At 62.5% G+C, this 22,464-nt stretch carries 20 protein-coding genes; 11 read left to right on the forward strand and 9 right to left on the reverse strand.

Going from position 1 to position 22,464, the window contains the following annotated elements:
- Positions 1 to 12: 12 nt before the first annotated feature.
- A complete protein-coding gene (locus tag C7T36_RS28325; RefSeq protein ID WP_033234260.1) occupies positions 13 to 1,140 on the forward strand; it encodes a resuscitation-promoting factor in 1,128 nt (375 codons plus the stop codon).
- A gap of 10 nt (positions 1,141 to 1,150) precedes the next feature.
- Positions 1,151 to 2,047 carry a 16S rRNA (adenine(1518)-N(6)/adenine(1519)-N(6))-dimethyltransferase RsmA gene (rsmA, locus tag C7T36_RS28330; RefSeq protein WP_033234261.1) on the forward strand — a complete coding sequence of 299 codons (897 nt, stop codon included), beginning with the start codon at positions 1,151 to 1,153 and terminating at the stop codon, positions 2,045 to 2,047.
- 60 nt (positions 2,048 to 2,107) lie between these two features.
- Here the strand turns inward: rsmA and C7T36_RS28335 are convergent, their stop codons facing one another.
- The 3 genes from C7T36_RS28335 to C7T36_RS28340 are packed head-to-tail and all read right to left on the reverse strand — an operon-like array spanning position 2,108 to position 4,724.
- Entirely contained in the window at positions 2,108 to 4,345 is a 2,238-nt protein-coding gene (locus tag C7T36_RS28335; RefSeq protein ID WP_045069257.1) for a cation-translocating P-type ATPase, read from the reverse strand.
- Positions 4,342 to 4,509, reverse strand: coding sequence for a hypothetical protein (locus tag C7T36_RS30340; protein ID WP_155276682.1), 168 nt, complete (start codon positions 4,507 to 4,509; stop codon positions 4,342 to 4,344). Before C7T36_RS30340 ends, C7T36_RS28335 begins: the two co-directional genes overlap by 4 nt.
- A 5-nt stretch (positions 4,510 to 4,514) precedes the next feature.
- Positions 4,515 to 4,724: a heavy-metal-associated domain-containing protein gene (locus C7T36_RS28340; RefSeq protein ID WP_033234263.1), complete on the reverse strand. Its 210-nt coding sequence runs from the start codon at positions 4,722 to 4,724 to the stop codon at positions 4,515 to 4,517.
- 313 nt (positions 4,725 to 5,037) lie between these two features.
- On the opposite strand from C7T36_RS28340, the gene C7T36_RS28345 reads away from it, so the two are divergent.
- Entirely contained in the window at positions 5,038 to 5,241 is a 204-nt protein-coding gene (locus C7T36_RS28345; RefSeq protein ID WP_033234264.1) for a cold-shock protein, read from the forward strand.
- 98 nt (positions 5,242 to 5,339) lie between these two features.
- Here the strand turns inward: C7T36_RS28345 and C7T36_RS28350 are convergent, their stop codons facing one another.
- Entirely contained in the window at positions 5,340 to 6,308 is a 969-nt protein-coding gene (locus C7T36_RS28350; RefSeq protein ID WP_045069260.1) for a YafY family protein, read from the reverse strand.
- 98 nt (positions 6,309 to 6,406) lie between these two features.
- On the opposite strand from C7T36_RS28350, the gene C7T36_RS28355 reads away from it, so the two are divergent.
- Genes C7T36_RS28355 through C7T36_RS28370 form a run of 4 tightly spaced genes read left to right on the forward strand, consistent with a single transcriptional unit; the run spans position 6,407 to position 10,998 of the window.
- Complete coding sequence (locus tag C7T36_RS28355; protein WP_233363407.1) at positions 6,407 to 7,393, forward strand: ABC transporter ATP-binding protein; 987 nt, start codon at positions 6,407 to 6,409, stop codon at positions 7,391 to 7,393.
- A 26-nt stretch (positions 7,394 to 7,419) separates the two neighbouring features.
- A complete protein-coding gene (locus tag C7T36_RS28360) occupies positions 7,420 to 8,196 on the forward strand; it encodes an ABC transporter permease (protein ID WP_045069262.1) in 777 nt (258 codons plus the stop codon).
- A gap of 58 nt (positions 8,197 to 8,254) precedes the next feature.
- Complete coding sequence (locus C7T36_RS28365) at positions 8,255 to 9,190, forward strand: 4-(cytidine 5'-diphospho)-2-C-methyl-D-erythritol kinase (protein ID WP_033234267.1); 936 nt, start codon at positions 8,255 to 8,257, stop codon at positions 9,188 to 9,190.
- A complete protein-coding gene (locus C7T36_RS28370) occupies positions 9,190 to 10,998 on the forward strand; it encodes an ABC-F family ATP-binding cassette domain-containing protein (protein ID WP_045069263.1) in 1,809 nt (602 codons plus the stop codon). The genes C7T36_RS28365 and C7T36_RS28370 overlap by 1 nt, the downstream gene beginning before the upstream one ends.
- A 193-nt stretch (positions 10,999 to 11,191) precedes the next feature.
- On the opposite strand, the gene C7T36_RS28375 is transcribed toward C7T36_RS28370, so the two are convergent.
- Together C7T36_RS28375 and C7T36_RS28380 are read right to left on the reverse strand one after the other, a co-directional pair.
- Entirely contained in the window at positions 11,192 to 12,580 is a 1,389-nt protein-coding gene (locus C7T36_RS28375; protein ID WP_045069265.1) for an HNH endonuclease signature motif containing protein, read from the reverse strand.
- Between the two features lie 209 nt (positions 12,581 to 12,789).
- Positions 12,790 to 14,277 (reverse strand): acetyl-CoA acetyltransferase, encoded by a 1,488-nt coding sequence (locus C7T36_RS28380; RefSeq protein ID WP_045069267.1) that lies wholly within the window; start codon positions 14,275 to 14,277, stop codon positions 12,790 to 12,792.
- A 152-nt stretch (positions 14,278 to 14,429) separates the two neighbouring features.
- On the opposite strand from C7T36_RS28380, the gene C7T36_RS28385 reads away from it, so the two are divergent.
- Positions 14,430 to 15,254 carry an AraC family transcriptional regulator gene (locus tag C7T36_RS28385; RefSeq protein ID WP_033234271.1) on the forward strand — a complete coding sequence of 275 codons (825 nt, stop codon included), beginning with the start codon at positions 14,430 to 14,432 and terminating at the stop codon, positions 15,252 to 15,254.
- Positions 15,255 to 15,278: 24 nt separating this feature from the next.
- Here the strand turns inward: C7T36_RS28385 and C7T36_RS28390 are convergent, their stop codons facing one another.
- Genes C7T36_RS28390 through C7T36_RS28400 form a run of 3 tightly spaced genes read right to left on the reverse strand, consistent with a single transcriptional unit; the run spans position 15,279 to position 19,187 of the window.
- Entirely contained in the window at positions 15,279 to 15,746 is a 468-nt protein-coding gene (locus tag C7T36_RS28390; protein ID WP_045069269.1) for an SRPBCC family protein, read from the reverse strand.
- Between the two features lie 25 nt (positions 15,747 to 15,771).
- Entirely contained in the window at positions 15,772 to 17,529 is a 1,758-nt protein-coding gene (locus tag C7T36_RS28395) for an ABC transporter ATP-binding protein (RefSeq protein WP_045069272.1), read from the reverse strand.
- Positions 17,526 to 19,187, reverse strand: a complete 1,662-nt coding sequence (locus tag C7T36_RS28400; RefSeq protein WP_239654779.1) for an ABC transporter ATP-binding protein — start codon at positions 19,185 to 19,187, stop codon at positions 17,526 to 17,528. Before C7T36_RS28400 ends, C7T36_RS28395 begins: the two co-directional genes overlap by 4 nt.
- 224 nt (positions 19,188 to 19,411) lie before the next feature.
- On the opposite strand from C7T36_RS28400, the gene C7T36_RS28405 reads away from it, so the two are divergent.
- The 3 genes from C7T36_RS28405 to fepG are packed head-to-tail and all read left to right on the forward strand — an operon-like array spanning position 19,412 to position 22,430.
- A complete protein-coding gene (locus C7T36_RS28405) occupies positions 19,412 to 20,299 on the forward strand; it encodes a siderophore-interacting protein (RefSeq protein ID WP_239654780.1) in 888 nt (295 codons plus the stop codon).
- 2 nt (positions 20,300 to 20,301) lie between these two features.
- Positions 20,302 to 21,384, forward strand: coding sequence for a Fe(3+)-siderophore ABC transporter permease (locus C7T36_RS28410; RefSeq protein WP_045069828.1), 1,083 nt, complete (start codon positions 20,302 to 20,304; stop codon positions 21,382 to 21,384).
- Positions 21,381 to 22,430, forward strand: coding sequence for an iron-enterobactin ABC transporter permease (gene fepG, locus C7T36_RS28415; protein ID WP_033234276.1), 1,050 nt, complete (start codon positions 21,381 to 21,383; stop codon positions 22,428 to 22,430). The genes C7T36_RS28410 and fepG overlap by 4 nt, the downstream gene beginning before the upstream one ends.
- Positions 22,431 to 22,464 lie beyond the last annotated feature (34 nt).

Here is a 22,464-nt window from a genome sequence, read left to right on the forward strand (position 1 = left end):
AGTCAGGAACCTATGTCACCGCTTGCGAAGCTCAACTCGACGCGATCACCGCTGTTGTATTCGATGATCGCCGCGTTGCTTCTCACGCTGGTGGCCGGGGGAATTCTGGCTGTGGTCAACCACAAGACCATCACTCTCGACGTCGACGGTGAGCAGATTCGCCTGAGCACCATGGCGAGCAACGTCGACGGCATTCTCGAAGATGCGGGCTATTCGATCGGTGACAAGGACGCTGTTGCACCGGCATCCGACGCGTCCGTGTCCGACGGCGACACCGTCGTGCTGCGTCGTGCCCGCGAGATCACCTTGACGGTCGACGGTCAGCAGAAGTCCGTGTGGACAACAGCTCTCACAGTCGAAGATGCCTTGAAGCAACTCGATGTTGCTGCAGATGTTCATGTTTCGGCTTCACGTTCGCAGCGTCTTCCGTTGGACGGCGCAGCGCTCGATGTCCTCACGCCTGTTGTCGCAAAGCTGACTGACGGAGCACATGCGACGACGGATGTCCGGCTCGCAGCTCCCACTGTCGGTGAGTTCTTGACCGCAAACGGAACTCCGCTCGCAGCTGCGGACACCGTTGTTCCCGCAGCAGATGCGCCGCTCACCGAAGGCCTCGAGATCACGGTGACGCGCAATATCACCGAAAGCCGAGTGGAGACCTTGCCGCTCGATCCGCCGGATCAGCGCATCGAGGATCCGACCATGAATCAGAGCCGAACGATCGTCGAGAACCCGGGAGTGCCCGGCGTTCGTGACGTCACATTTGCGGTCAATCTGGTCAACGGTGTCGAAACCGGTCGCACGCCTGTTGCCGAGACGATCACCACACCCGCGCAACCCAAGGTTGTCCGCGTCGGTACCAAGCCCGGCACCGAGGTGCCGCCGGTCGAGAACGGCAGCACGTGGGATGCGCTCGCTCAGTGTGAGGCCACCGGCAACTGGGCTATCAACACCGGCAACGGTTTCTACGGCGGCGTGCAGTTCGACCAGAACACCTGGGAACGACAGGGCGGGCTCAAGTACGCTGCCCGCGCCGACCTCGCGACCCGCGAGGAGCAGATCGCCATTGCCACGCAGACCCAGCGTACCCAGGGCTGGGGCGCATGGCCGTCGTGCTCGGGTCGTCTCGGACTGGGTTAAGTTCTTACCTGTGTCAGACGCCGAATCGAACCAACCCATCGCCACCCCTCGCGGGCAGGCAGCGCTGCTCGGCCCGGCCGAGGTGCGCGCTCTTGCCGAGGAATTCGGTGTGCGCCCCACAAAGCAGTTGGGGCAGAACTTCGTTCACGACGCCAACACCGTGCGACGCATCGTCACTACCGCCGGCGTCACACGAGACGACGTGGTTCTCGAGGTCGGACCAGGTCTCGGCTCACTGACCATGGCCTTGATGGACGTCGTGGACCGTGTCATCGCGGTGGAGATCGATCCGAATCTGGCGGCTCGTCTGCCCAAGACGGTGTCCGAGCGCGCTCCTGAACTGGCAGATCGTCTGACGGTTGTGGAGGCCGACGCCATGCGCGTGTTGCCGTCGCAGATCCCGGGGGAGCCGACGGCTCTGGTCGCGAACCTTCCGTACAACGTGGCGGTGCCGGTGCTGCTGCACCTGTTCGCGTCGCTGCCGAGCCTGCGTACCGCGCTGGTGATGGTGCAAGCCGAGGTCGCTGATCGCCTGGCTGCTGATCCGGGAAGCAAGATCTACGGCGTCCCGAGCGTCAAGGCCAATTTCTTCGGTGAGGTCCGCCGTGCCGGTGCTGTGGGTCGCAATGTGTTCTGGCCGGCGCCCAAGGTGGAGTCCGGTCTGGTACGGATCGACCGTTACGCCGAGCCGCCGTGGCCGATGGACGAGCAGCACCGCAAGCGTGTTTTTGCCGCGATCGACGCAGCTTTTGCTCAGCGTCGCAAGACCTTGCGAGCAGCACTCAGTGGTTGGGCGGGTTCGCCGGCTGAAGCGGAGCGCAGGCTCCTTGCTGCCGGAATCGAGCCGCAGACGCGTGGCGAGATGCTCGACGCAGCGGCGTTTGTGCGTTTGGCAGGAGTCGAATAACCCTGTGCGCCTTTCTGGTAGCCATCGCTACCAAAAAGGCGCACAGGGGCCGAAGGCCCCTTACTTGAACCGGCGCAGCCTCAGGCTGTTGCTCACCACGAACACGCTGCTGAATGCCATCGCGGCACCGGCCAGCATCGGGTTCAGCAGTCCCGCCGCCGCGAGGGGGATAGCTGCCGTGTTGTAGGCAAAGGCCCAGAACAGGTTGCCCTTGATTGTTTTCAGTGTCTTGCGAGACAACCTGATTGCATCCGCTGCCGAGCGAAGGTCACCGCGAACCAGTGTGATGTCGCTGGCTTCGATTGCGACATCGGTGCCGGTACCCATCGCCAGACCGAGATCGGCCTGAGCCAAAGCCGCCGCGTCGTTGACGCCGTCGCCGACCATGGCCACGACGCGTCCCTCCGCCTGCAGTTTCTTGACGGCGTCGACCTTGTCGGCTGGCATGACCTCGGCAAATACCGTGCTGATGCCCACCTGGTCTGCGACGGTCCGGGCGACGGTCTTGTTGTCGCCTGTCAGTAGGATCGGTTCGAGGCCGAGTGCCTTCAACTGCGCTATCGCCTCGGCGCTGGTGTCCTTGACGGCGTCGGCTATCACGAGGACGCCGCGCGCCGCTCCGTCCCAGCCGACTGCGATGGCGGTGCGGCCCGCCTTTTCTGCTTCGGTCTTTGCAGCCCGCAGGTTCTCGGGCAACGTCATAGCCCAGTCTTCGAGCAATGCCTCACGGCCGGCTACTACAGCGTGGCCGTCGACCATTCCCTGAACGCCTCGTCCGGCGACGTTCACGAAGTCGGAGACCGCGGGAAGTTCGCCCACTGTTTCCTTGGCACCCTTGGCAATTGCCGCAGCAATCGGGTGCTCGGAGCGATGTTCGAGAGCGCCCGCCAAACGCAAGACGTCATCGATACTCGTTCCGTCGGCTGCGATGGTGTCGAGCAGAGTCATCTGGCCGGTGGTGACGGTGCCGGTCTTGTCGAGGACGATGGTGTCCACTGCGCGAGTCGATTCCAGCACCTCGGGGCCCTTGATCAGGATTCCCATCTGGGCGCCTCGACCGGTGCCGACCAACAGCGCGGTGGGTGTTGCCAATCCGAGCGCACAGGGGCAGGCGATGATCAGGACGGCGACGGCCGCGGTGAACGCCATCTCGATTCCGTTGCCGCTACCGAGCCAGTAACCCAGTGTGGCAACGGCAATCGCGATGACAATCGGAACAAAGATGCCTGCAATGCGATCGGCGAGACGCTGAACGTCAGCCTTACCGTTCTGTGCGTCTTCGACAAGTGCTGCCATTTGGGCGAGTTGCGTGTCGCTGCCGACTCGGGTGGCCCGGACGGACAGGGTGCCGCCTACGTTAACGGTGGCTCCGACAACGCTGTCGCCGACGCCTACCTCCTCGGGCACCGATTCGCCGGTCAGCATGCTCAGGTCTACGGCGGAGCGGCCTTCGGTGATGACTCCGTCGGTGGCGATCTTCTCACCTGGGCGGACGATGAAGACGTCGCCGGTGACAAGATCTTCGGCCGGGATTCTGACCTCGGCACCGTCTCGCAGGACTGCAACGTCCTTTGCGCCGAGTTCCATGAGTGCACGCAGCGCCGCACCCGAGGTGCGCTTGGACTTGTGCTCGAAGTAGCGTCCGGCCAACACGAAGGTGATCACACCTGCGGCGACCTCGAGATAAATGTTGGCGGTGCCGTCCATTCGGTCGACGGTGAGCGAAAACGCGTGTTTCATCCCGGCTTCGCCGGCTGTGCCGAAGAACAGCGCGTACAGCGACCACAGGAACGCGGCAATGGTGCCGATGGAGATGAGGGTGTCCATCGTGGCTGCGCCGTGCCGGAGGTTGATCCAGGCGGCGCGATGGAAAGGCAGAGCCGCCCAGACGATGACAGGGGCCGCCAGTGTGAGGGAGAGCCACTGCCAGTTCGTGAACTGAAGTGCGGGGATCATCGCCATCGCGATGACGGGAACCGAGAGTAGGGTCGAGACGATCAGCCGGGTTCGCAGTTCGCGGAGGTCACGATCCTGTGGGGTCTCCACGTCTGCGTCGGCGGTGGTGGCAGGCGGCGTGGGGAGCGCTGCCGAGTAGCCCGCATTTTCTACGGTGGCGAGCAGTTCATCTACCCCGACGGTGTCGGGGTACGAGACCTTGGCCTTCTCCGTGGCGTAGTTGACCGTGGCACTGACGCCGTCGATCTTGTTGAGTTTCTTCTCGATTCGAGCGGCGCACGACGCACAGGTCATTCCCGTGATGGCGAGTTCGACGCTACCGACGGTGGTGGGGGTACTCATCGGTGACCTTCCTCATGGGGTGCGGGCGTGTTCGATGTGCTGGACGCCGGCGCGTGGCTCGGGCTCTCGACGGGGTTTCCGACTGCCGCCCCCACGCCGAAGGCGGCGCCGAATACGACGACAAGGCCTCCGGCGTAGGCGGCAAGTGTTGCCGATGTGCGCATGGCCGTCAGCTGTCTACGACGGCGTAGCCGGCTTCGTCGACTGCCGCGGCGATGTCGGTTGCGGATACGGGTGCGTCACTCGTGACGCTGACGCGGCCGCTGGCCAGATCGACGTCGACGGCGGTCACTCCGGCGATGTTGCCGATCTCTTCCTTGACGGATCCGACGCAGTGTCCGCAGGTCATTCCGGAAACGGTGTATTCGGCGGTGGTCATGGGAGATCCCTTCGGTTGACTGGCTCTATTGTACGGATACCCCGTGTAGGTATCGCTTCGAGATTCAAGGTACCCCCAGGGGGTATGCCTGTCAATGGGCTGGACTGTGATCTGACACTCGAGCGAGACAAAGTCGAGGATCTATGATCTACTTGTGTTGGTCGTAAGTGTTTGTGTTTGTGTTTCCACGCTCGCAAATGGTTAAGTTGCGAGCGTTTGGACATCCTCCACGGATTTGTCTCAGAACGGTCGTAGTAAGTGACCCGGGCGGTCGCAGTGACAGCCTGTAGACACTGTGTTAGAGGAGATTTACATGGCAGAGGGCATCGTGAAGTGGTTCAACTCCGAGAAGGGGTTCGGCTTCATTGCTCCCGAAGACGGCAGCGCTGACGTCTTCGTTCACTACTCCGAGATCCAGAGCGGCGGCTTCCGCACGCTCGAGGAGAACCAGCGTGTTGCGTTCGAGATCGGTCAGGGCAACAAGGGCCCGCAGGCCACCGGCGTTACCGTCGTCTAAGACGTCCATGTGAGCCGGGCAACCGGCGCATGACGTACTCGACAAAACCTCAACTCTTTTTGGGTTGGGGTTTTGTTGTATCCGAATGAAAAGTGTTGTCAGGCATTACGATAGCGGGCGGTGATCACAGCCTGCTCCTCGGCGATTATTCGACATTCCGCGCGTAGCTCGGGTGGATTCAGCACTGTGAAGTCCACCTCGAAGGCCCGCAGCCATTGTGCGACGGAGCGCAGTGAATTTCCGGAAAGTGCTATGACGCAGCGATTTTCGCCGTCGGATTCCACTGATCCCCACTGATTGCTGACCATCGGCGCGATCTGTTCGATGGGCGCATGGAGCAGAACTGTTGCGCGCGTGGACGAAAAGGCGCGGGCGACTCCTCGGGACACGAATTCCGCTGCCCCGCCCTGAGGTAGCTCTCGAGGCGAAAAACGTGGTCCGGTAGGAATTTTGGGTTCCATTCGGTCGACGCGAAATGACCGCCAGTCTTCCCGTGAGAGATCCCACGCCACCAGGTACCACCGCACGCCCGACCGCACGAGGCGGTACGGCTCCACTTCGCGGCGGCTCTGCGTGCCGTCATGGGTGGCGTAGTCGAACCGAAGTCGCTCGTGGTTGTGGCACACCGATGCGATGGCGGACAGGATGGACGCGTCCACTGCGCTTGTGGCCGGTTCACGCGGCACCACATCGATCTGCAGCGATTCCAAGCGATAGCGCAGCCGGGGCGGCATGATCTGGCGGAGCTTGGCAAGAGCACGCATCGAGGCCTCGCCGATACCGACCACCGAGCCGGTGGCGCCGGACTGTAATGACAATGCCACCGCAAGTACTTCTTCGTCGTCGAGTTGAAGGGGAGGCATCTCGGCCCCGGCGCCGAGACGGTATCCACCACCGACACCCACCGTCGCGTCCACCGGATATCCGAGGTCGCGTAGGCGGTCGACGTCGCGGCGAACGGTGCGCGGTGTGATTGCAAGCTTGTCTGCGAGTTCGGCGCCGGACCAGTCTCGACGGGTCTGGAGTAGCGACAGCAACCGCAGTAGACGAGCTGATGTCTCCTTCATGAAATTCAGTGTCGCAGAGATTGAGGACTGTAACGGTCCTCAATTGATTCTAGGTTTATCCGCATCCGGGAAATCGAGAAGAAATGTGGGGCTCAATCATGAATCACAGCAGTCCGATGATCGAGACGAAGTCGCTCACCAAGCACTTCTCGCAGGGTAAGAACCTTGTCGAAGCGGTCAAAGGCGTGACGCTCGATGTTGCGGAGGGGGAGTTGGTAGCCCTGTTGGGGCCGAACGGCGCCGGCAAGTCGACGACGTTGCGCATGTTGACTACTTTGCTCGAACCGACCTCAGGCAGTGCGCGCATCGCTGGCTTTGATGTGTCCGATGCGCGAAGCGAGGTGCGTTCGCGTCTCGGATACGTCGGACAGGGCAATGGCGCCGGCCACAACCAGCGGGTTCGCGACGAATTGGTGACGCAGGGACTGTGTTACGGAATGTCCAAGCCGGATTCACAGGGTCGGGCTGACGAACTTCTCACCGATCTGGAACTCGCGGATCTCGGAACTCGCAAGGTCAGCACGCTGTCAGGAGGTCAGCGCCGACGGCTCGATATTGCACTCGGCCTGGTACATCGGCCACCGCTACTGTTTCTCGACGAGCCCACGACGGGCATGGACCCGCAGAGTCGGGCCAATTTGTGGGATCACATACTCCGGTTGCGGCGCGAGATGGGCACGACAATCGTGTTGACGACGCACTATCTCGAAGAAGCGGATTCGATGGCGGAGCGAGTCATCGTCATCGACGAGGGGACCGTGATCGCCGACAACACGGCCGCCGCGCTGAAGGCGGACCTTGCGGGCGATCATCTGTCGCTGACGTTCGAGACCGAAGAGGCTGCCGCAGTTGCGGCGTCGGTGGCGCAGCAACTTGTCACGGTGCGGGAGACTGCCGTCGACGGACTCATGGTGAGTATCCGTGCGAGCGAGGGAGATTCGACGCTCCCGGTGCTTCTGCGCGAAGCGGATGCGCGGGGTGCCCGCGCTCTGGCCGCCGACATCACCCGCCCGACGCTCGACGACGTCTTCCTCACCCTGACCGGACGCAGCCTGCGCGAGAGCGCTGCCGCAGTCGCTTCCTAGAGCACTCGAGAAAGTAGGACTTTGCCATGACACTCACACTCGATACCCCACGCGCTGTGCGCGGCAACATCGTTCGCGACAGCGCGATAGTGATGGGGCGTGAACTGCGCCCGATGTTGCGTGACCCGGTCAGTGTTGTCTTCAGTCTCATTCAGCCACTGATTCTGCTCGCATTGTTCGGTCCGCTGCTCAAAGGCGTCCCGGGCACCGGCGACGGCGTGTGGAATTGGTTCATCCCCGGCGTGCTGGTGATGATCGCGATCTTCGGCACGACGATGACAGGCTCGAACCTCCTGATCGAAATGCAGCAGGGATCGCACGAGAGAATGTTGGTGACGCCGCTACGACGCTCGTCGTTGTTGATCGGTCGGGCATGCAAGGAGATGGTTCCACTTGCGGCGCAGGCGATTCTGATCATTCTCGTGGCCTTACCACTCGGATTGGACGTGAATGCTGCCGGCGCGGCAGTCGGGATTGTTCTGCTCGGAGTATTCGGCGTCGGGCTCGGGGCCCTGTCCTATGCTTTGGCTTTGGCTGTGCGGGAGCAGGATTGGATGTTCTGGGTGGTGCAGCAAACGCTGATGTTCCCGCTCCTGATTCTCTCGGGGACCATGCTTCCGCTCGACGATGCACCGGGTTGGATGAAGGTACTCGTGAATATCAACCCGCTGGGATATGTCGTGGATGCGGAGCGTGCACTATTTGCCGGGGACTTCGCGTCGGGCAGCGTTCTGGCCGGGGTTGTCGCCGCCGTGAGTGTCGCAGTTGTCGGGCTTGGAGTAGGTGTCCGAGCCGTCAAATGAGGCGTCAGCCGGTTGTAGGTTTTCGCCCAGGTGTTCGCAGCGCCTATTGTTGTACCTTGTGCTCTCCGTCGTTCCACGCCCTGTAGTAGTCCGGGCCCCGTCCAAGGTGAATCTGCATCTGGCTGTCGGGGACCTGCGCGACGACGGCTATCACGATCTGACCACCGTATTCCAGGCATTGTCGCTGGCAGACACGGTGACGGTGTCGGCCGCCGACGGTTTGTCCGTCAGTGTTGTCGGCGATGACGCCGCCGCCGTGCCCACGGACCGGACCAACCTTGTCTGGAAGGCTGCAGAGCTGCTGTCGGCCGAAGCCGGAGTGGAGACGGACGTCGAGATTCTCATCGACAAGGGAATCCCCGTCGCCGGCGGTATGGCTGGTGGCAGCGCGGACGCAGCGGCGACGTTGGTTGCGCTCAATGCGTACTGGAAATTGGATCTCTCGCGGCGTGAACTGGACGGCTTTGCCGCGAAGCTGGGTAGCGATGTCCCGTTCTCGCTGCATGGCGGCACCGCGCTGGGAACCGGGCGCGGCGAGCAGCTTGTTCCCGTGCTGACTCGAAACACTTTTCACTGGGTGCTGGCGCTGGCCAAGGGCGGGCTGAGCACACCGGTCGTCTTCCGCGAACTCGACAAGCTGCGGGCCGAGGGCACCCCAAACCGACTCGGTGACGCGGACGATCTGATCCACGCCCTCACCACCGGCGATCCGCGACAACTGGCACCACTACTCGGAAACGATCTGCAGGCGGCGGCGTTGTCGCTCAATCCGGCGCTGCGCCGGACACTGCGCGCAGGCGTCGACGCCGGCGCTCTGGCCGGCATCGTCTCCGGATCAGGACCGACCTGCGCTTTCCTCTGCAGCGACGCACAGTCTGCCGTGGATGTCAGCGCTGAACTTGCGGGAGCGGGGGTGTGCCGCACCGTTCGCGTGGCGAGCGGACCCGTTCCCGGAGCACGAATACTCGACAAAGCGGCAAAGGGACAGCACTGATGGCTAACTTGATCAATCTGGAAAACGTGTCGAAGTCGTTCGGCGTCAAGCCGTTGCTCGACGGGGTGTCGATGGGCGTCGAGGAGGGCGAGCGTATCGGCGTCGTCGGCCTCAACGGTGGCGGCAAGACAACCATGCTCGAAGTCCTCGCGGGCGTCGAGGAACCTGATTCAGGTCGGGTCAGCCGCGTCGGTGGACTGCGGATGGCGGTCGTGACGCAGCGCGGTGTGCTGCCTCCCGGATCCACTGTCGGCGATATCGTTCTGGGTCCGCTGGGTGTCGCTCAGCATGAATGGGCAGGCAATGCCCGGATCCGCTCCGTTCTCTCCGGAATCGGAATCGACAACCTCGGCGCCGGCGGCGAGCGTTCCGCATTGGACGCGCAGGTCGACGGACTCTCCGGTGGTGAGCGTCGACGCGTCGCACTGGCCGCAGCCCTCGTTCAGGATCTGGACCTGCTCGTACTCGACGAGCCCACCAACCACCTCGACGTCGAGGGCGTGCAGTGGCTGGCCGAGCACCTCGTATCGCGTCGTAGCGCCCTGGTGGTCGTGACCCACGATCGTTGGTTCCTCGACACTGTCGCCACGCGAACCTGGGAAGTTGTCGGCGGCGGCGTCGAAAGCTACGAGGGTGGCTACAACGACTGGGTATTCGCCCGCGCCGAGCGCTCCCGTCAGGCCGACGCTTCCGAGGAGCGTCGACGCAACCTCGCGCGCAAGGAATTGGCGTGGCTGCGCCGCGGTGCGCCGGCCCGAACGTCCAAGCCGAAGTACCGCATCGAGGCCGCCGAAGCGTTGATCGCCGATGTCCCGGCACCTCGCGACGCCGTCGCATTGGCGTCGTTCGCGCAGCGTCGACTCGGCAAGGTTGTCATCGAACTCGAAGACGCTCGGCTCGAGACTCCGGACGGCCGCGTTCTGGTCGAAGATCTGACGTGGCGTCTTGCTCCCGGAGAGCGCGTCGGCCTCGTCGGAGTCAACGGATCCGGCAAGACGACGTTGCTGCGCACGCTCGCCGGTGAGCTGGAACCTGCTGCGGGACGGCGTATTCAGGGCCAGACCGTGCATATCGGGTGGCTCAAGCAGGAACTCGACGATCTGCCCACCGATATGCGGGTGCTCGACGCGGTCAAGGATGTGGCTGAGCGAATCACCTTGGGTGACAAGGAAGTTTCTGCCGGTCAGTTGGCGGAACGTCTGGGCTTCACGCCGGCACGTCAGCGGACACCGGTGGGGGATCTCTCCGGTGGTGAGCGTCGACGCTTGCAGTTGACGCGAGTTCTCATGGCAGAGCCCAACGTGCTGCTCCTCGACGAGCCCACTAACGACCTCGACATCGATACGCTCCAGCAACTCGAGGATCTGCTCGACGGCTGGGCCGGGACGATGGTCGTCATCTCGCACGACCGTTACCTGATCGAACGTATCTGTGACACCACCTGGGCGCTCTTCGGTGACGGCAAGCTCACCAACCTACCCCTCGGTATCGAGGACTACCTGCGTCGACGGGCAGCGATGGGCGACGGCGACAACCCGTCTGTGGCATCAACGGCCAGCGGCGCGACCAAGAGTAAGCAGGCTCGTGACGGGGCAGCGGATCGCGCTGCACGTAAGGAACTTTCGAAGCTCGAGCGTTCCATCGCCAAGCTGGACGATCGGGAGAAGAAGCTGCATGCGTCGCTGGCCGATGCGGCCACTGACCCCGACAAGTTGCAGAGCCTCGGCGCTGAACTCAAGACTGTTCTCGCGGACAAGGAAGCTGCTGAAGAGCAGTGGATGGAGTTGTTCGAGGAACTCGACGGCTAGAGGCATCTGCCATATCGGCGGTGAGTTACCCGCGAACCCGGTGTCGAGAGTTTTCTTGCGATGCCGGGTTTTTGCGTGCATAGGCACTGATCCGGAACGCTGATCTTTGAACCCGCGCATGCGTGTGGGCTTCGCATCGGCTAGCTGGTGATGCGAAGCTCTCACACGGTATTCAGTTCCGGCAGAGCCGGTTTCAGTCTCGGTGCATTGGGCCTTGACGGGTGGTGGAGCGTCGGCGTCGTTGTTTCGGGTCGATCGCAGCTGGTGGGATGAACCAAGGTTTGTGATCGTCGCCCATCTTGATTTCCCAGATGCCGCGGAACCCGCTGGTGCTGTGGATCAATCGGTGGTGGCTACGGCAGAGGAGGGTGAGGTTGTCCATCACCGTCGGACCGCCCACTGACCAGGGTTTTATGTGGTGGGCGTCGCACCAAGCGGGTACGGCATCGCAGTTGGGGAAGGCGCAGCCTTTGTCCCGGGCGATCAGCGCCGTGCGTTGTTCGGGCGTGACGAGGCGTTTGTGCGGCGTCGCATCGAGCGGTGCGCCGTTGCCGTCCATCAGGACGGTGGAGAGCATGCAGTCGCACGCAAGCATCCGCGTCAGGCTCACACGGAGTGGTCCCATCCAGGGCATGTATCCGACATCAAGATCCTCGACATCAGGCTCGTCGTCATCGAATGCACTGCTGTAGAACTCGCCATCGCTGACGTCGGTATCGTTACCTGAGGCTGTCTCGCTGCGCATGGTGGCGCATTCCCGATGCTCGGCAAGATCTTTCGCGGTGATGTGCACATTCACGTGCGGACGCTGCCCACCGTCAACACCGGTGACGGCGTTGTCGAGGTACCGGCGGATCAGTTCCGTGAAGGCGTCGGCGGTTCGTTTGGCAGCTGATCGCTGATCCGGGGTTCCGTCCGCGGCCGGTTTCGGTATCGACAACCCCGAGAGCGCCGACAACAACATTTCACCAGTGAGCGCGTCGAAATCGCCCTTGATCGCGACCCGACCGTTCAACGTCGGAGCGATCCGCAAGACGTTGAGGTCATCGTCCTCGCCGGGCGGGGTGTCGTCGGACTCGAAGATCCGCTCGAGGACCGCAATCGCGTAGCGGAGTTTGATGGTGGTCGCTTCCACCCCGGATGCGGCAGCCAACAGAGTCTTCATGCAGGACGGCAACGCCCTGTCGGGCATGCCTTTTGGTGGTGATTCGCAGAACGCGGCAACTATTGCCGCATGATCGAGCGAGAGGTCACCGGCCTCGAATTGAGCATTAATGTCCGGAAACCCTCGCAGCGCGGCACCGAGAGCGGCGATTTTGTTACCGGCCGCGTTCTGCAGCATCGTGTTCGCTGCCAACCATCGCCCCACACCGCGGTAGCAGAGCACCTGCTCGTCCGGATTGAGCGCCAATTCATCAACGGCGGCAACCCGAATCGCTTCCAGCCGAAGAATTTCCGCCGATGCACAGACTGCAACGTCCCGAACCTCGGCTGGGCGTAACCGCCACAACATCGCGCGCACACCTACTGCCGAACCGGCTACAACATCCCCCACTGCAGTTGAATCACTTACCGTCGTCATCAAGGCCTCCCCACCCGTGACTCCAATTATACTCGAACACCTTTTCGATTCAAGGTATATTTCGGACACATTTTCGACCAAAGTTGGGAGAATGATCGCGATCAACGCGTTGAAAAGTGGCTCTAGTCAAGCGGATCCGTCGGTTCTATGCGATGTTGGCTGGAGATGTAGTTGTCGACTAGGGTGGCGCGAAGGCAATCCGACTGCGGCTAGAACTTCAGGGTGAGTCGACCGTTCTCGTCGCTGATGTGAACGTGACGATCCACCGCTGGGGGATTGGTGCCGCTGAGTTGAGTCAACTCGGCGGCGTTCTCGGGGCCGGTGTGGCCGGCGAGACGTCGGCCGTCCGGCGTCGTAGCGATGACGAACCCGGTTTCCGGTTCGCCCATTCTGTTGTATTCGACTGTGGCGGTGATGATCTTGGCACTTCCGACATAGCCGGTGACCAGGTCGGGTGCATGGGGTGTGAGGGTGCGGGCCTGGGGATCTCCGACATATCCGCGTTCATGTGCGGACGCGGAGAGCAGTACGGCATGTTGGTAAGTGAGAAATCCGCCGTTGCCGTGAACCAAGGCGAGTTGGTCGCCTGATCGGAGTCGGCGTGTCACCTCGGTCAAGGAATGGAGGGTGTAACTGTTGAGCGGTCCGCCGAAGAACGAGTGACCACCGGTGACGCTGGGGACGGTGTCACCCGGCAGTCCGAGTTCGTGAATCAACAGCTTCGGCACGATCGGAAAGCAACTGTAGGCGTCCACGATATCGAGGGCTTCGGCGCTTACTCCGGCGTTGCCGAGTGTGCGGTCCACGGTATCCTGCAAGGCTTCGGATCTGTGAAAGTTATTTCTGTGCAATATGTCCAGCGGATCAACGGCCCCGGCTCCGCCCCACAGATAGACGAGCCTGTCTTGGTCGATGCCGAATTCGAGGGCCCTCGCCAGGGAGCAGATCACCACGGCAGCAGCCTGATTCACGAAGGGCATGGCGTTGAGCATCAAAGGATAGGGTTCGGACACCATCCGGTTGCCCGGCCCGACGGTGCTGATCTCTTCTGCGGTACGTACTTCCGATGTCCACGACGCCGAGTTCTTCGCGGCGATAGTTGAGAACTCGGCATACATCTGCGCTGACCAGTCCAGGGACGCTTGGGCGTCGTGGCCGATCGATGCGCTGAAACTGTTCTCGAACAGTGGGTAGACGCGGGTGGGCACGATGAATCCCGCGCGCTGCATCTCGGCGCCGCCCAGATCGGCGGGATCGAAGCCGGGAGGTCCGCCGGGTTCGGTGGCCCACCCGAGAGAATCGGGAGCGACGCCCGATTTTCGCAGTGCGGTTGTGGTGGCGTGTGATTCACCGCCCACGAGCAGCGCGACGGAGGATGTGCCGTCTGCAATGGCAGCGCCGATTCGATCGAGAAGTGCTGCAGGCCAGTGCCCACCGATCGGTGAGGTGGTGGTGATCGCGGGGGTGGCGCCAAGTCTGGTGGCCAGAAGCTCGGGGAGGTTGTCGTATGCCCAACTGACGGTCTTGATCGCGTAGATCGTGTCGATGTGGCTACTGAACGAGGGCTCTCCACTGTCTGTGAGGGCGGCAATTGTCGCTTTGTAGATCAAGTCGAGCGGTTCGAGGTGCCCGTCATCCGGATTCCATCGCAGATCCCCTACGCCGACGATGACGGGAATCCGTGATGCGTCAACCATCGTGTCCTCTTTCAGCCAGTTCTCGTGTGTGCCCGACGTCGGGAGTTCCGCCACGATAGCGCTGCGATAAGTACGTGTAACCAGGGGGTCACATTCAGAAACCTTCGGATTACTATTTAGGTATGCCTAACGAAAGTCCTATACTCGTTTGCATGACAGCTGTTGCGGAGAGAATGTTGGTGCCCGTGGGGCCTCGGGTCATCGACGATCCGTATTCGATGACCACCGTGACATTGAAGTTGTCGCATCAGCGTCAGTGGGCGGCGCACCGACACCCGGAACATGAGCTGATCTGGGGTAACTCTGGCGGAATGCTCACCGTTGTCGCCGATGGCATCACGTGGGAGGTGCCTCCGTCGGCGGGCCTGTGGTTGCCGGCCGGAGTGCTGCACTCGGTCAAGGCAGGTCCGGGTACCGAGTTTTTCTGCACCTACTTCCGCCCTGAGGCGCACGCTGCGCCCGCCACAGTGCCCGGGCTCTTCGGGGTGAGTGCCTTGTTGCGGGAGGTTCTGCTGCACATGCATCGTCGCAACATGCCGGACGAGGCTCGCAGTCGTGCCGAGCGAGTGGCGTTCGACATGCTGCAACCGCTCGAGGTTGCCGCTGTCGAGGTTCCGATGCCGACGGATCCGCGAGCGTTGTTTGTCGCCCAAGCACTGGTCGCCAATCCAGCGGATCAGCGGTCACTGTCCGAATGGGCACTGACTGCCGGCGGGAGCGTCCGAACGTTGACCCGCGTCTTCACGCAGGGAACGGGAATGACCTTTGCCCAGTGGAGAATTCAGGTGCGCGTACGAGCGGCTCTGACCTATCTCGCAGCCGGGGTTCCGGTTTCCGTGGTCAGTCGACGCGTGGGATACGAAACCCCGAGCGCGTTTGTCGCGGTCTTCCGCAGGGTCACCGGCCGGACCCCGGGCGCCATGATGAAGCACCCGAATCGTGGCTCTCATGCACCGCAGGAGCTTCTGCGCGCCTGATCTACGGATCACAGCCGTTCGGAATCAGCCGCGCCCTTCGACGTACGATGCCAGGTTAGCCAACGAGGAGGCGATCCCCGTCTCGTGTACCGCTTGATCGATGCCGGGTGGCACATCCGTGGCTGTGACGGTCACCTCGGTCCCGTTAACAGCGGCAGCGAGGTGCCAGGTCATCGTCATGGTTCCCGCGTACGACGGGTCGTCGGACTCGAACACCGCCCGCTGCACCACACGTTCCGGCGGCACAAGTTCGGCGAATCCGACATCGACGACATCCGTCGCGGCTGACGTCTTGCCAGGGCTGTCGGCGGAGTCCAGATAGGTGAGAACCATTCGAAACCCGCCACCTGGCCGCGGATCCCACAGCTCGATCCGCCCGCGCATACCGTCCGGTGGCAACCAAGCCTCGAGAGACTCTCGGTCGAGGAGGGCGTCGTAGACGACCGTCGGTGGTGCCTCGATCACCAGGCTGGCGCGGTCGATCCTGTCCATAGTCCGATTCTAGAGCCACAGGCTCTCAACGCCGCGGTGTCGACCACGCCTCCCACAGTTGCGCGTACCGGCCGCCGAGGTTGACCAACTCGTCGTGGGAACCCTGTTCCACGACGCGTCCGCCATCCATGACAAGAATGTTGTCGGCGTCGACAGCCTGTGAGAGCCGGTGGGCCACAGTGATCGAGGTGCGCCCACGGGTCAGCGCGAGAGCGGCGTCGTCGAGTATGCGGGCGCCGGCGCTGCCGGCTTCTGCCGTTGCCTCGTCCAGAATCAGCAGGGGTGGATTCAGGAGTTCGATCCGTGCGAGTGCAAGCTGTTGCGCCTGGGTCGCGGTGAGGCGATGCCCGCCGTCACCGACTACTGTCTCGATGCCTTCGGGCAGTGCTCCGGCCCAGTCCGAGGCGCCGACGGTATCGAGGGCGGAGGCGATGTCGGCGTCGGTTGCTGCCGGGGCGGCCAGACGCAGATCCTCGGCCAACGTGCCTGCAAAGACGTGTACTTCCTGGGTAACCAACGCAACGGCGCTCCGAGCGGTGCTCCGCGAGAGTTGATCTCGGGGAACGGTGCCGATTCGCACGGAGCCCTCGGTGGGCCCGTAGGTGCCGGCGAGAAGTTTTGCCACCGTGGACTTTCCGGCGCCGGTGGCTCCCACGAGCGCGGTGACGGTACCGGCCGGAATGGTGATGTCGATATCGCGCAACACGGGGGCGTCGCCCGGGCGGTAGGAGAAGGTCACGTCCTCGAGCGACGCGGAGCTGTCGACGGGTTCACGGGGATCGGCCGGAAGCGGAGGTACCGGTGCCAGGGTGACGCCGACAAGGCGAGCCAGAGCGATTGTGCCCTCTTGTAGTTCGTCGAAGACACTGAGAACGGCTCCGACGGGGTCGAACAACCGATGGAAGAACAGGGCCGCTGCGGTGGCGGCTCCGATGGTGGCATGCCCGTTCTTCACGAGCCAGAATCCCGTGATCAGAACTGCTGAGAGCCCGATGAACTCGGCGATGTTGAGACGACCGAAAAACCTGGTCCGTAGTCGTGTTGTCTTCAGGCTGAGCTGTACCGCGGTCAGTGAACGGGATTCGATCTGCTCCAGATGTGGCTTCGCCAACCGTAGGGATCCGACGGTGTCGGAATTACTCAGTGAGTCGAGGAGCTGTTGTGCGCGGGCGCCTTCCGCCTCACGTTCTTGTCGGTAGACGGGGGCTGACTGTGTGAGGTACCAGCGCAGGGCGCGTACCTGGATCGGTGCGGCAATCACTGCAGCAACCGCAAATCGCCAATCGAGTGCGCCCAACCCGACAAGAGTCAACGCAATGGTGAGCGCAGCGGTGGCAAACACCGGCAACGCCTGTGACACGGCTTGCGTTACCAGGCGGACGTCACCGGTGATGCGGGAGACGAGGTCGCCCCGCCCGGCGCGCTCGACATCGCTCTGGGGGAGGTCGAGCACTCGGACGACTACTTCTTCGCGAAGGTCCGCTACGACGCGTTCCCCGACCCCGGCCAGAAGATATTCGCTGGCACCGACCAGCAGCGAGGACAGAACGGCAACGGCAACCAAGGCCCCGGTCAATGTTCCGATGCTGGAGACGATGTCGGCTCCACCAGACGTGACGGTGTCTACCATCTCGCCCAGAATCAGCGGGGTGAGAAGGCCGATTGCCGTGGCTGCGGTCAAGGTGACCACCGCGCCGCTCGCGGCGAGGCGGTGCGGACGCAGCAACCGAAGTGCCTCGGTACGAGCCTGTTTGGGAGTTGCGGTGGGGAGTAGGTCGTTCACAGTTCGATCACCCGATCGCAGATATCGAGCAGCGCGGGGCTGCTGGTGAGAAGAATTGTCGCGTGAGCACTGCGAACCTCGGATATCCCGCGGGCAATGCGCGCTTCAGTGACGGAGTCGACGGCAGTGGTCGGATCGTGCAGTACCAGTACCGGCACGTCGCTCGCCAACGCGCGCGCGAGCGCAACTCGTTGACGTTGGCCGCCGGACAGTGAGTTGCCCTGCTCGGTGACGGCGGTGGCAAGGCCCTTCGGGAGAGCATCGATCACTTGATCTGCGGCGGCGGCGGAGATGGCGAAGTCGGTTCGGTGGCCGACCGGAGCCAGGGCATGGATGTTCTCACCGACAGTGCCGATGAAAAGCGCGGAGTCATGCGGTGCAGCAAGGATGTGTGTGCGAAGTTCGTCGATATCCAGTTCGTGGATAGCGTTGTCACCCAGATGAATTGATCCTTCGATGGGATCTGTCCGGCGCGCCAGCACGTCCATGAAAGCATCGACCCAGGCCGTGTTGTCGCAGGTGATACCGACGATCTCGCCGCGCTTGACATCCAGATCGACCGGCGCCGAACCGGCCAGGACAACGTCACGAAGTGTCAGAGACTCCGAATGATTCAGTGCTACCGGATCGCTTGCGGGGGCGACGGCGCGGCTCGTCCCGATAAGCGCCGCAACACGATTCGCGGACGCTCGGGCACGGGCCAGTCCGGCGCCGAAATAGATGATGTCGATCAGCGGTCCGCGAAGGAACTGCGCCAACCCCACCACCGCAATGAACTCGCCGATCGAAATACTGCCGGACGCTGCCATTCTGCCGCCGACGTATGCGATGACGGCAAGGTAAGCGCCCGCGATGGCGACGTTGGCTGCCGAGTACATCGCTTGGTAACGCTGGGCGCGCAAGGTGGCATCAAGCGATGTCCGGCTGGCACCTCGATAGCGCTGCGCCGCAGCGTCTCCGGCACCGATGCCGGAAAGAATGCGTAGACCCGCCAGCAAGTCGGCAGCGAGTGCCCCGGCGCGCGCGCCCTGCCACTGATCCGTTTCGGCTCGACGTTCGAGTGGGCGGCTCACGACCTGCATCAGTGCTAGCACCGGGGGAGTGCTGAGGATGACAAGAAGTCCGAGCGGCACTGAGATGACCAGTAACGAGATTGCTGCGGTCAGCACTCCGCAGGCAGCGCCGAGTTTGGTGCTGAGAGTGTGGGTGAATCCGGCCACGGAACCGGCGTCGGAGGTGGCGATCGAATAGACCTCACCGGGCATCCTGCGCGGATTCATGCCGTGTGGATCGAGGCCGCGTCTGGCGATGTCCATCCGAAGTCGGTGAGCGCCGTACTCGGCGACCGAGTCTGCGATACGAGCGGCAATTCTCCAGCTGAGCAGCAGGCCTGTGAACAGGATGCCGAGAACCAGAATCCACTTGCCGAGCGCCGCAGCGTCGCTGGTTGCCACAGCGCGGTCGATGACCGCACCGATCACGACCGGGACCAGAGCTTCGGCCACCTGGTGCCCGGTGAAGCCTACTGACGCGGCGGCCAGCTTCGGCCCGCGCCCTTCGGCTGCGATGGCACGCGTGATCACCTGACGTGGCCTGATCGCCTGAGGCAGCAGCGGACCGTCGGTATCGTTACTCGGATGAAGCGGCGTTGATGACACTCGGTCCACGCTAGGGATCGACAGCGCTTGTTATGAAGTCACGCCGATGCCAAAACTTGTCGTGAACAGGCCATATAGGGCGCACTGGCCGAATTGCGATACTAGTTGACCCCGTTGTGACGGAGAATTTGTCGACGTGGCCTCGGCTCTGCAATAAATTAAGGTCTGCCTTACCTTTGTGCGGTTGTTGTGCGTTTCGTGTTTCACCGATGTTGGAGATTGTCGTGAGTCTTGTGTTCGGCGAGGTGCTCTTCAAGGAGTACGTGACCCCGGGAATGGTCCGGATCGTGTTCGGTGGGGAGGGCTTGACCACGTTCCGATCAACAGGTGTCGGTGACGAGTATCTCCGCCTCCATTTCCCGGTTCCCGCAACGGGTAAGTTCGTTCTGCCGGAAGAAGATCCGCACGCGCCACGCGGATGGCGATACCCGGAAGGGGAGGAAGCTTCGCCGTGCCAGCCTTACACGGTGCGACGGTTCGATTCCGAAACCAGCCGTATGACTGTCGATTTCGTGGTTCACGACGGTGGGATAGCCAGCGATTGGGCGCAGAACGCCGCGATTGGTGACGCGCTGGCGATCGGCGAGTCCCGCGGTCTGTACGAGCCACCGGTCGGTGCGTCCTGGCAGGTGTTTGTTGCCGACGCAACCGGACTCCCGGCATTGGGCCGCCTGATCGAAGAGTTGCCTGCGGGCATGTCGGCCAAGGCGATAGTCGAGGTGGTGTACGAGTCGCACAAGCAGCAGATCGAGTCGGCCGCGGATGTCGAATTCATCTGGTTAGTGGGCAGTGGCAATGGCATTGCGCCGTCGAAACTACCGGACGCGGTGCGTGCACTGAATCTGCCCACCGACCCCGGATACGTCTGGGTGGCAGGGGAAAGCACGATGCTGCGTGACATCCGCAAGTATCTCCGACATGAACTGAAGTTGCCGGCAGAGCAGTACAAGGTGATCGGCTACTGGACGTACAAGGCCGAAGTATGGAATGCGAAATATGAAGCGCTCGACGAGAGGATTCGGGCGCAGTTGGATGCGGCGTGGCAATCCGATCGTGACGAAGAGGAAATTCGTGACGAAGTCGAGAAGACGCTCGAGAGCGCGGGCTTGTGACTATCGCAGTCAACGAGAGCGAGAAGACTGCGGAACTGATCGACGAATCGCTGGCGGAGAAACAGAAGCAACCGGCCGGACTTGTCGAAACGAATTCGCGTCGAACCTTGGGGCTTGTTGTCTGCCTGGCAGTTCTCGGATGTGTTGTGCTCGTGAGTATCGCTGTCGGATCGAAGACCATTCCGTTCGGGACCGTCGTCGACGCGTTGATCAACTATGACGATTCCAACGATCACGTGATCATTCGTGATCTGCGATTGCCTCGCACACTGCTGGGCCTGCTGGTGGGCATGGCGTTAGGCGTAGCCGGTGCACTGATTCAGGCGATGACTCGAAACCCATTGGCGGACCCTGGAATTCTGGGTGTCAATGCCGGTGCGGGATTTGCGATGGTGGTTGCGGTCGCGGTGTTCGGGTTGACCAGCATCTGGTCGTACATCTGGTTCGCGTTCATCGGCGCGGTGATCGCGACCGTCATCGTGTACACATTGGGCTCGATCGGACGAGGCGGCGCCACTCCGATCCGGCTCACCCTTGCCGGCGTGGCAATCGGATCGGTGCTCGGCGGCATCTCGTCCGGAATCACCTTGCTCAACCCGACGGCATTCGACCAGATGCGTCAGTGGAACGCAGGTTCTCTCAGCGGTCGATCCTTGGACATCGTGCTGGCTGTGACACCGTTCATCCTGATCGGGCTCGTACTGGCGCTGGCTCTCGCGCGGCAACTCAACGCCGTCGCTCTCGGTGACGACCTTGCGCGTTCCCTCGGTGCCAACATCACCCGTACCCGTGTGATCGGGGTTGTTGCCGTGACCCTGTTGTGCGGCGCGGCCACTGCAGCTGCTGGTCCCATCGGGTTTGTCGGACTGATGGTTCCACACGTTGCCCGCTGGTTCGTCGGACCGGATCAACGCTGGATTCTTCCGTACACGATGGTATGCGCGCCGATCCTGCTCCTTGCCTCCGATGTGGTCGGACGAATCGTGCTGCGCCCCGGTGAACTTCAAGTTGGCATCGTCACGGCCTTCATCGGTGCTCCGGTACTGATCCTGCTGGTGCGCCGAAGCAAGGTGAGCGGCCTGTGAGTATCGATTTCGGGCGCCCCACCACGGTGGTGCGCTCACCCAAGGAGGGCTGGTCGGCTCGGGTCGACGTCCGCACCGTCACCGTGTGCGTCGTACTTGTTGTCATCGGGTTGGGGATCGGCGTTATCGCCCTGGGCAGTGGCGACTATCAGGTGCCGATCACCGATGTCCTTGGCGCGTTGTTCGGTGAGGCACCGGCGCGCATCCACATGGTTGTCGTGGAATGGCGTCTGCCACGGGTGTTGTTGGCGTTGATGCTCGGTGCGGCGTTGGGTATGAGCGGTGCGATCTTCCAGTCGCTCACCCGAAATCCGTTGGGCAGCCCCGACATCATCGGCTTCAATTCCGGTGCATACACCGGCGCGCTTGTTGTCATTCTGCTGGTAGGCGGAACGTACTACGAGATCGCGGTGGGCGCGCTGGTCGGCGGAATCGCCACCGCGGCAGTTGTATACCTGCTCGCGTACAAACGCGGTGTGCAAGGTTTCCGTTTGATCATCGTGGGAATCGCGATCAGCGCGATGCTGGGATCGGTCAACACCTGGTTGATTCTCAAGGCCGAACTCGACGACGCGATGGCTGCCGCCGTGTGGGGAGCCGGTTCGTTGAACGGACTGGGATGGACCCAGGTGTGGCCGGTTGTCGTAGTCCTGGTTGTGCTGGTTCCGCTGATCTTGGTGCTGGGCAGGCGGATGCAGATGCTCGAGATGGGTGACGACGCGGCCAAGGCACTCGGGGTTCGAGCCGAACCCACGAGGCTGTCGTTGGTGGTTCTCGGTGTTGCGCTCACTGCGATGGTGACGGCGGCGGCCGGTCCCATCGGGTTTGTCTCCCTTGCCGCACCACAATTGGTGCGGCGACTGACCGGCAGTGCGGGTGTGACGCTCTTGCCTTCTGCCGCAATGGGTGGGGCGCTGCTGATGATCAGTGACTGGGTCGCACAGCGAGCTTTTGCCCCGACACAGTTGCCTGTCGGAGTTGTGACAGTGTCCATCGGCGGTATCTATTTCGTCTGGCTCCTCGCACGTGAGGCCCGCAAGCAGTGAGCCCCGCCCATGCGATCCCCGCAAGCAGTGACCG

The organism is Rhodococcus sp. AD45-ID, assembly GCF_003023755.1.
GTDB classification, from domain to species: domain Bacteria; phylum Actinomycetota; class Actinomycetes; order Mycobacteriales; family Mycobacteriaceae; genus Rhodococcus_F; species Rhodococcus_F globerula.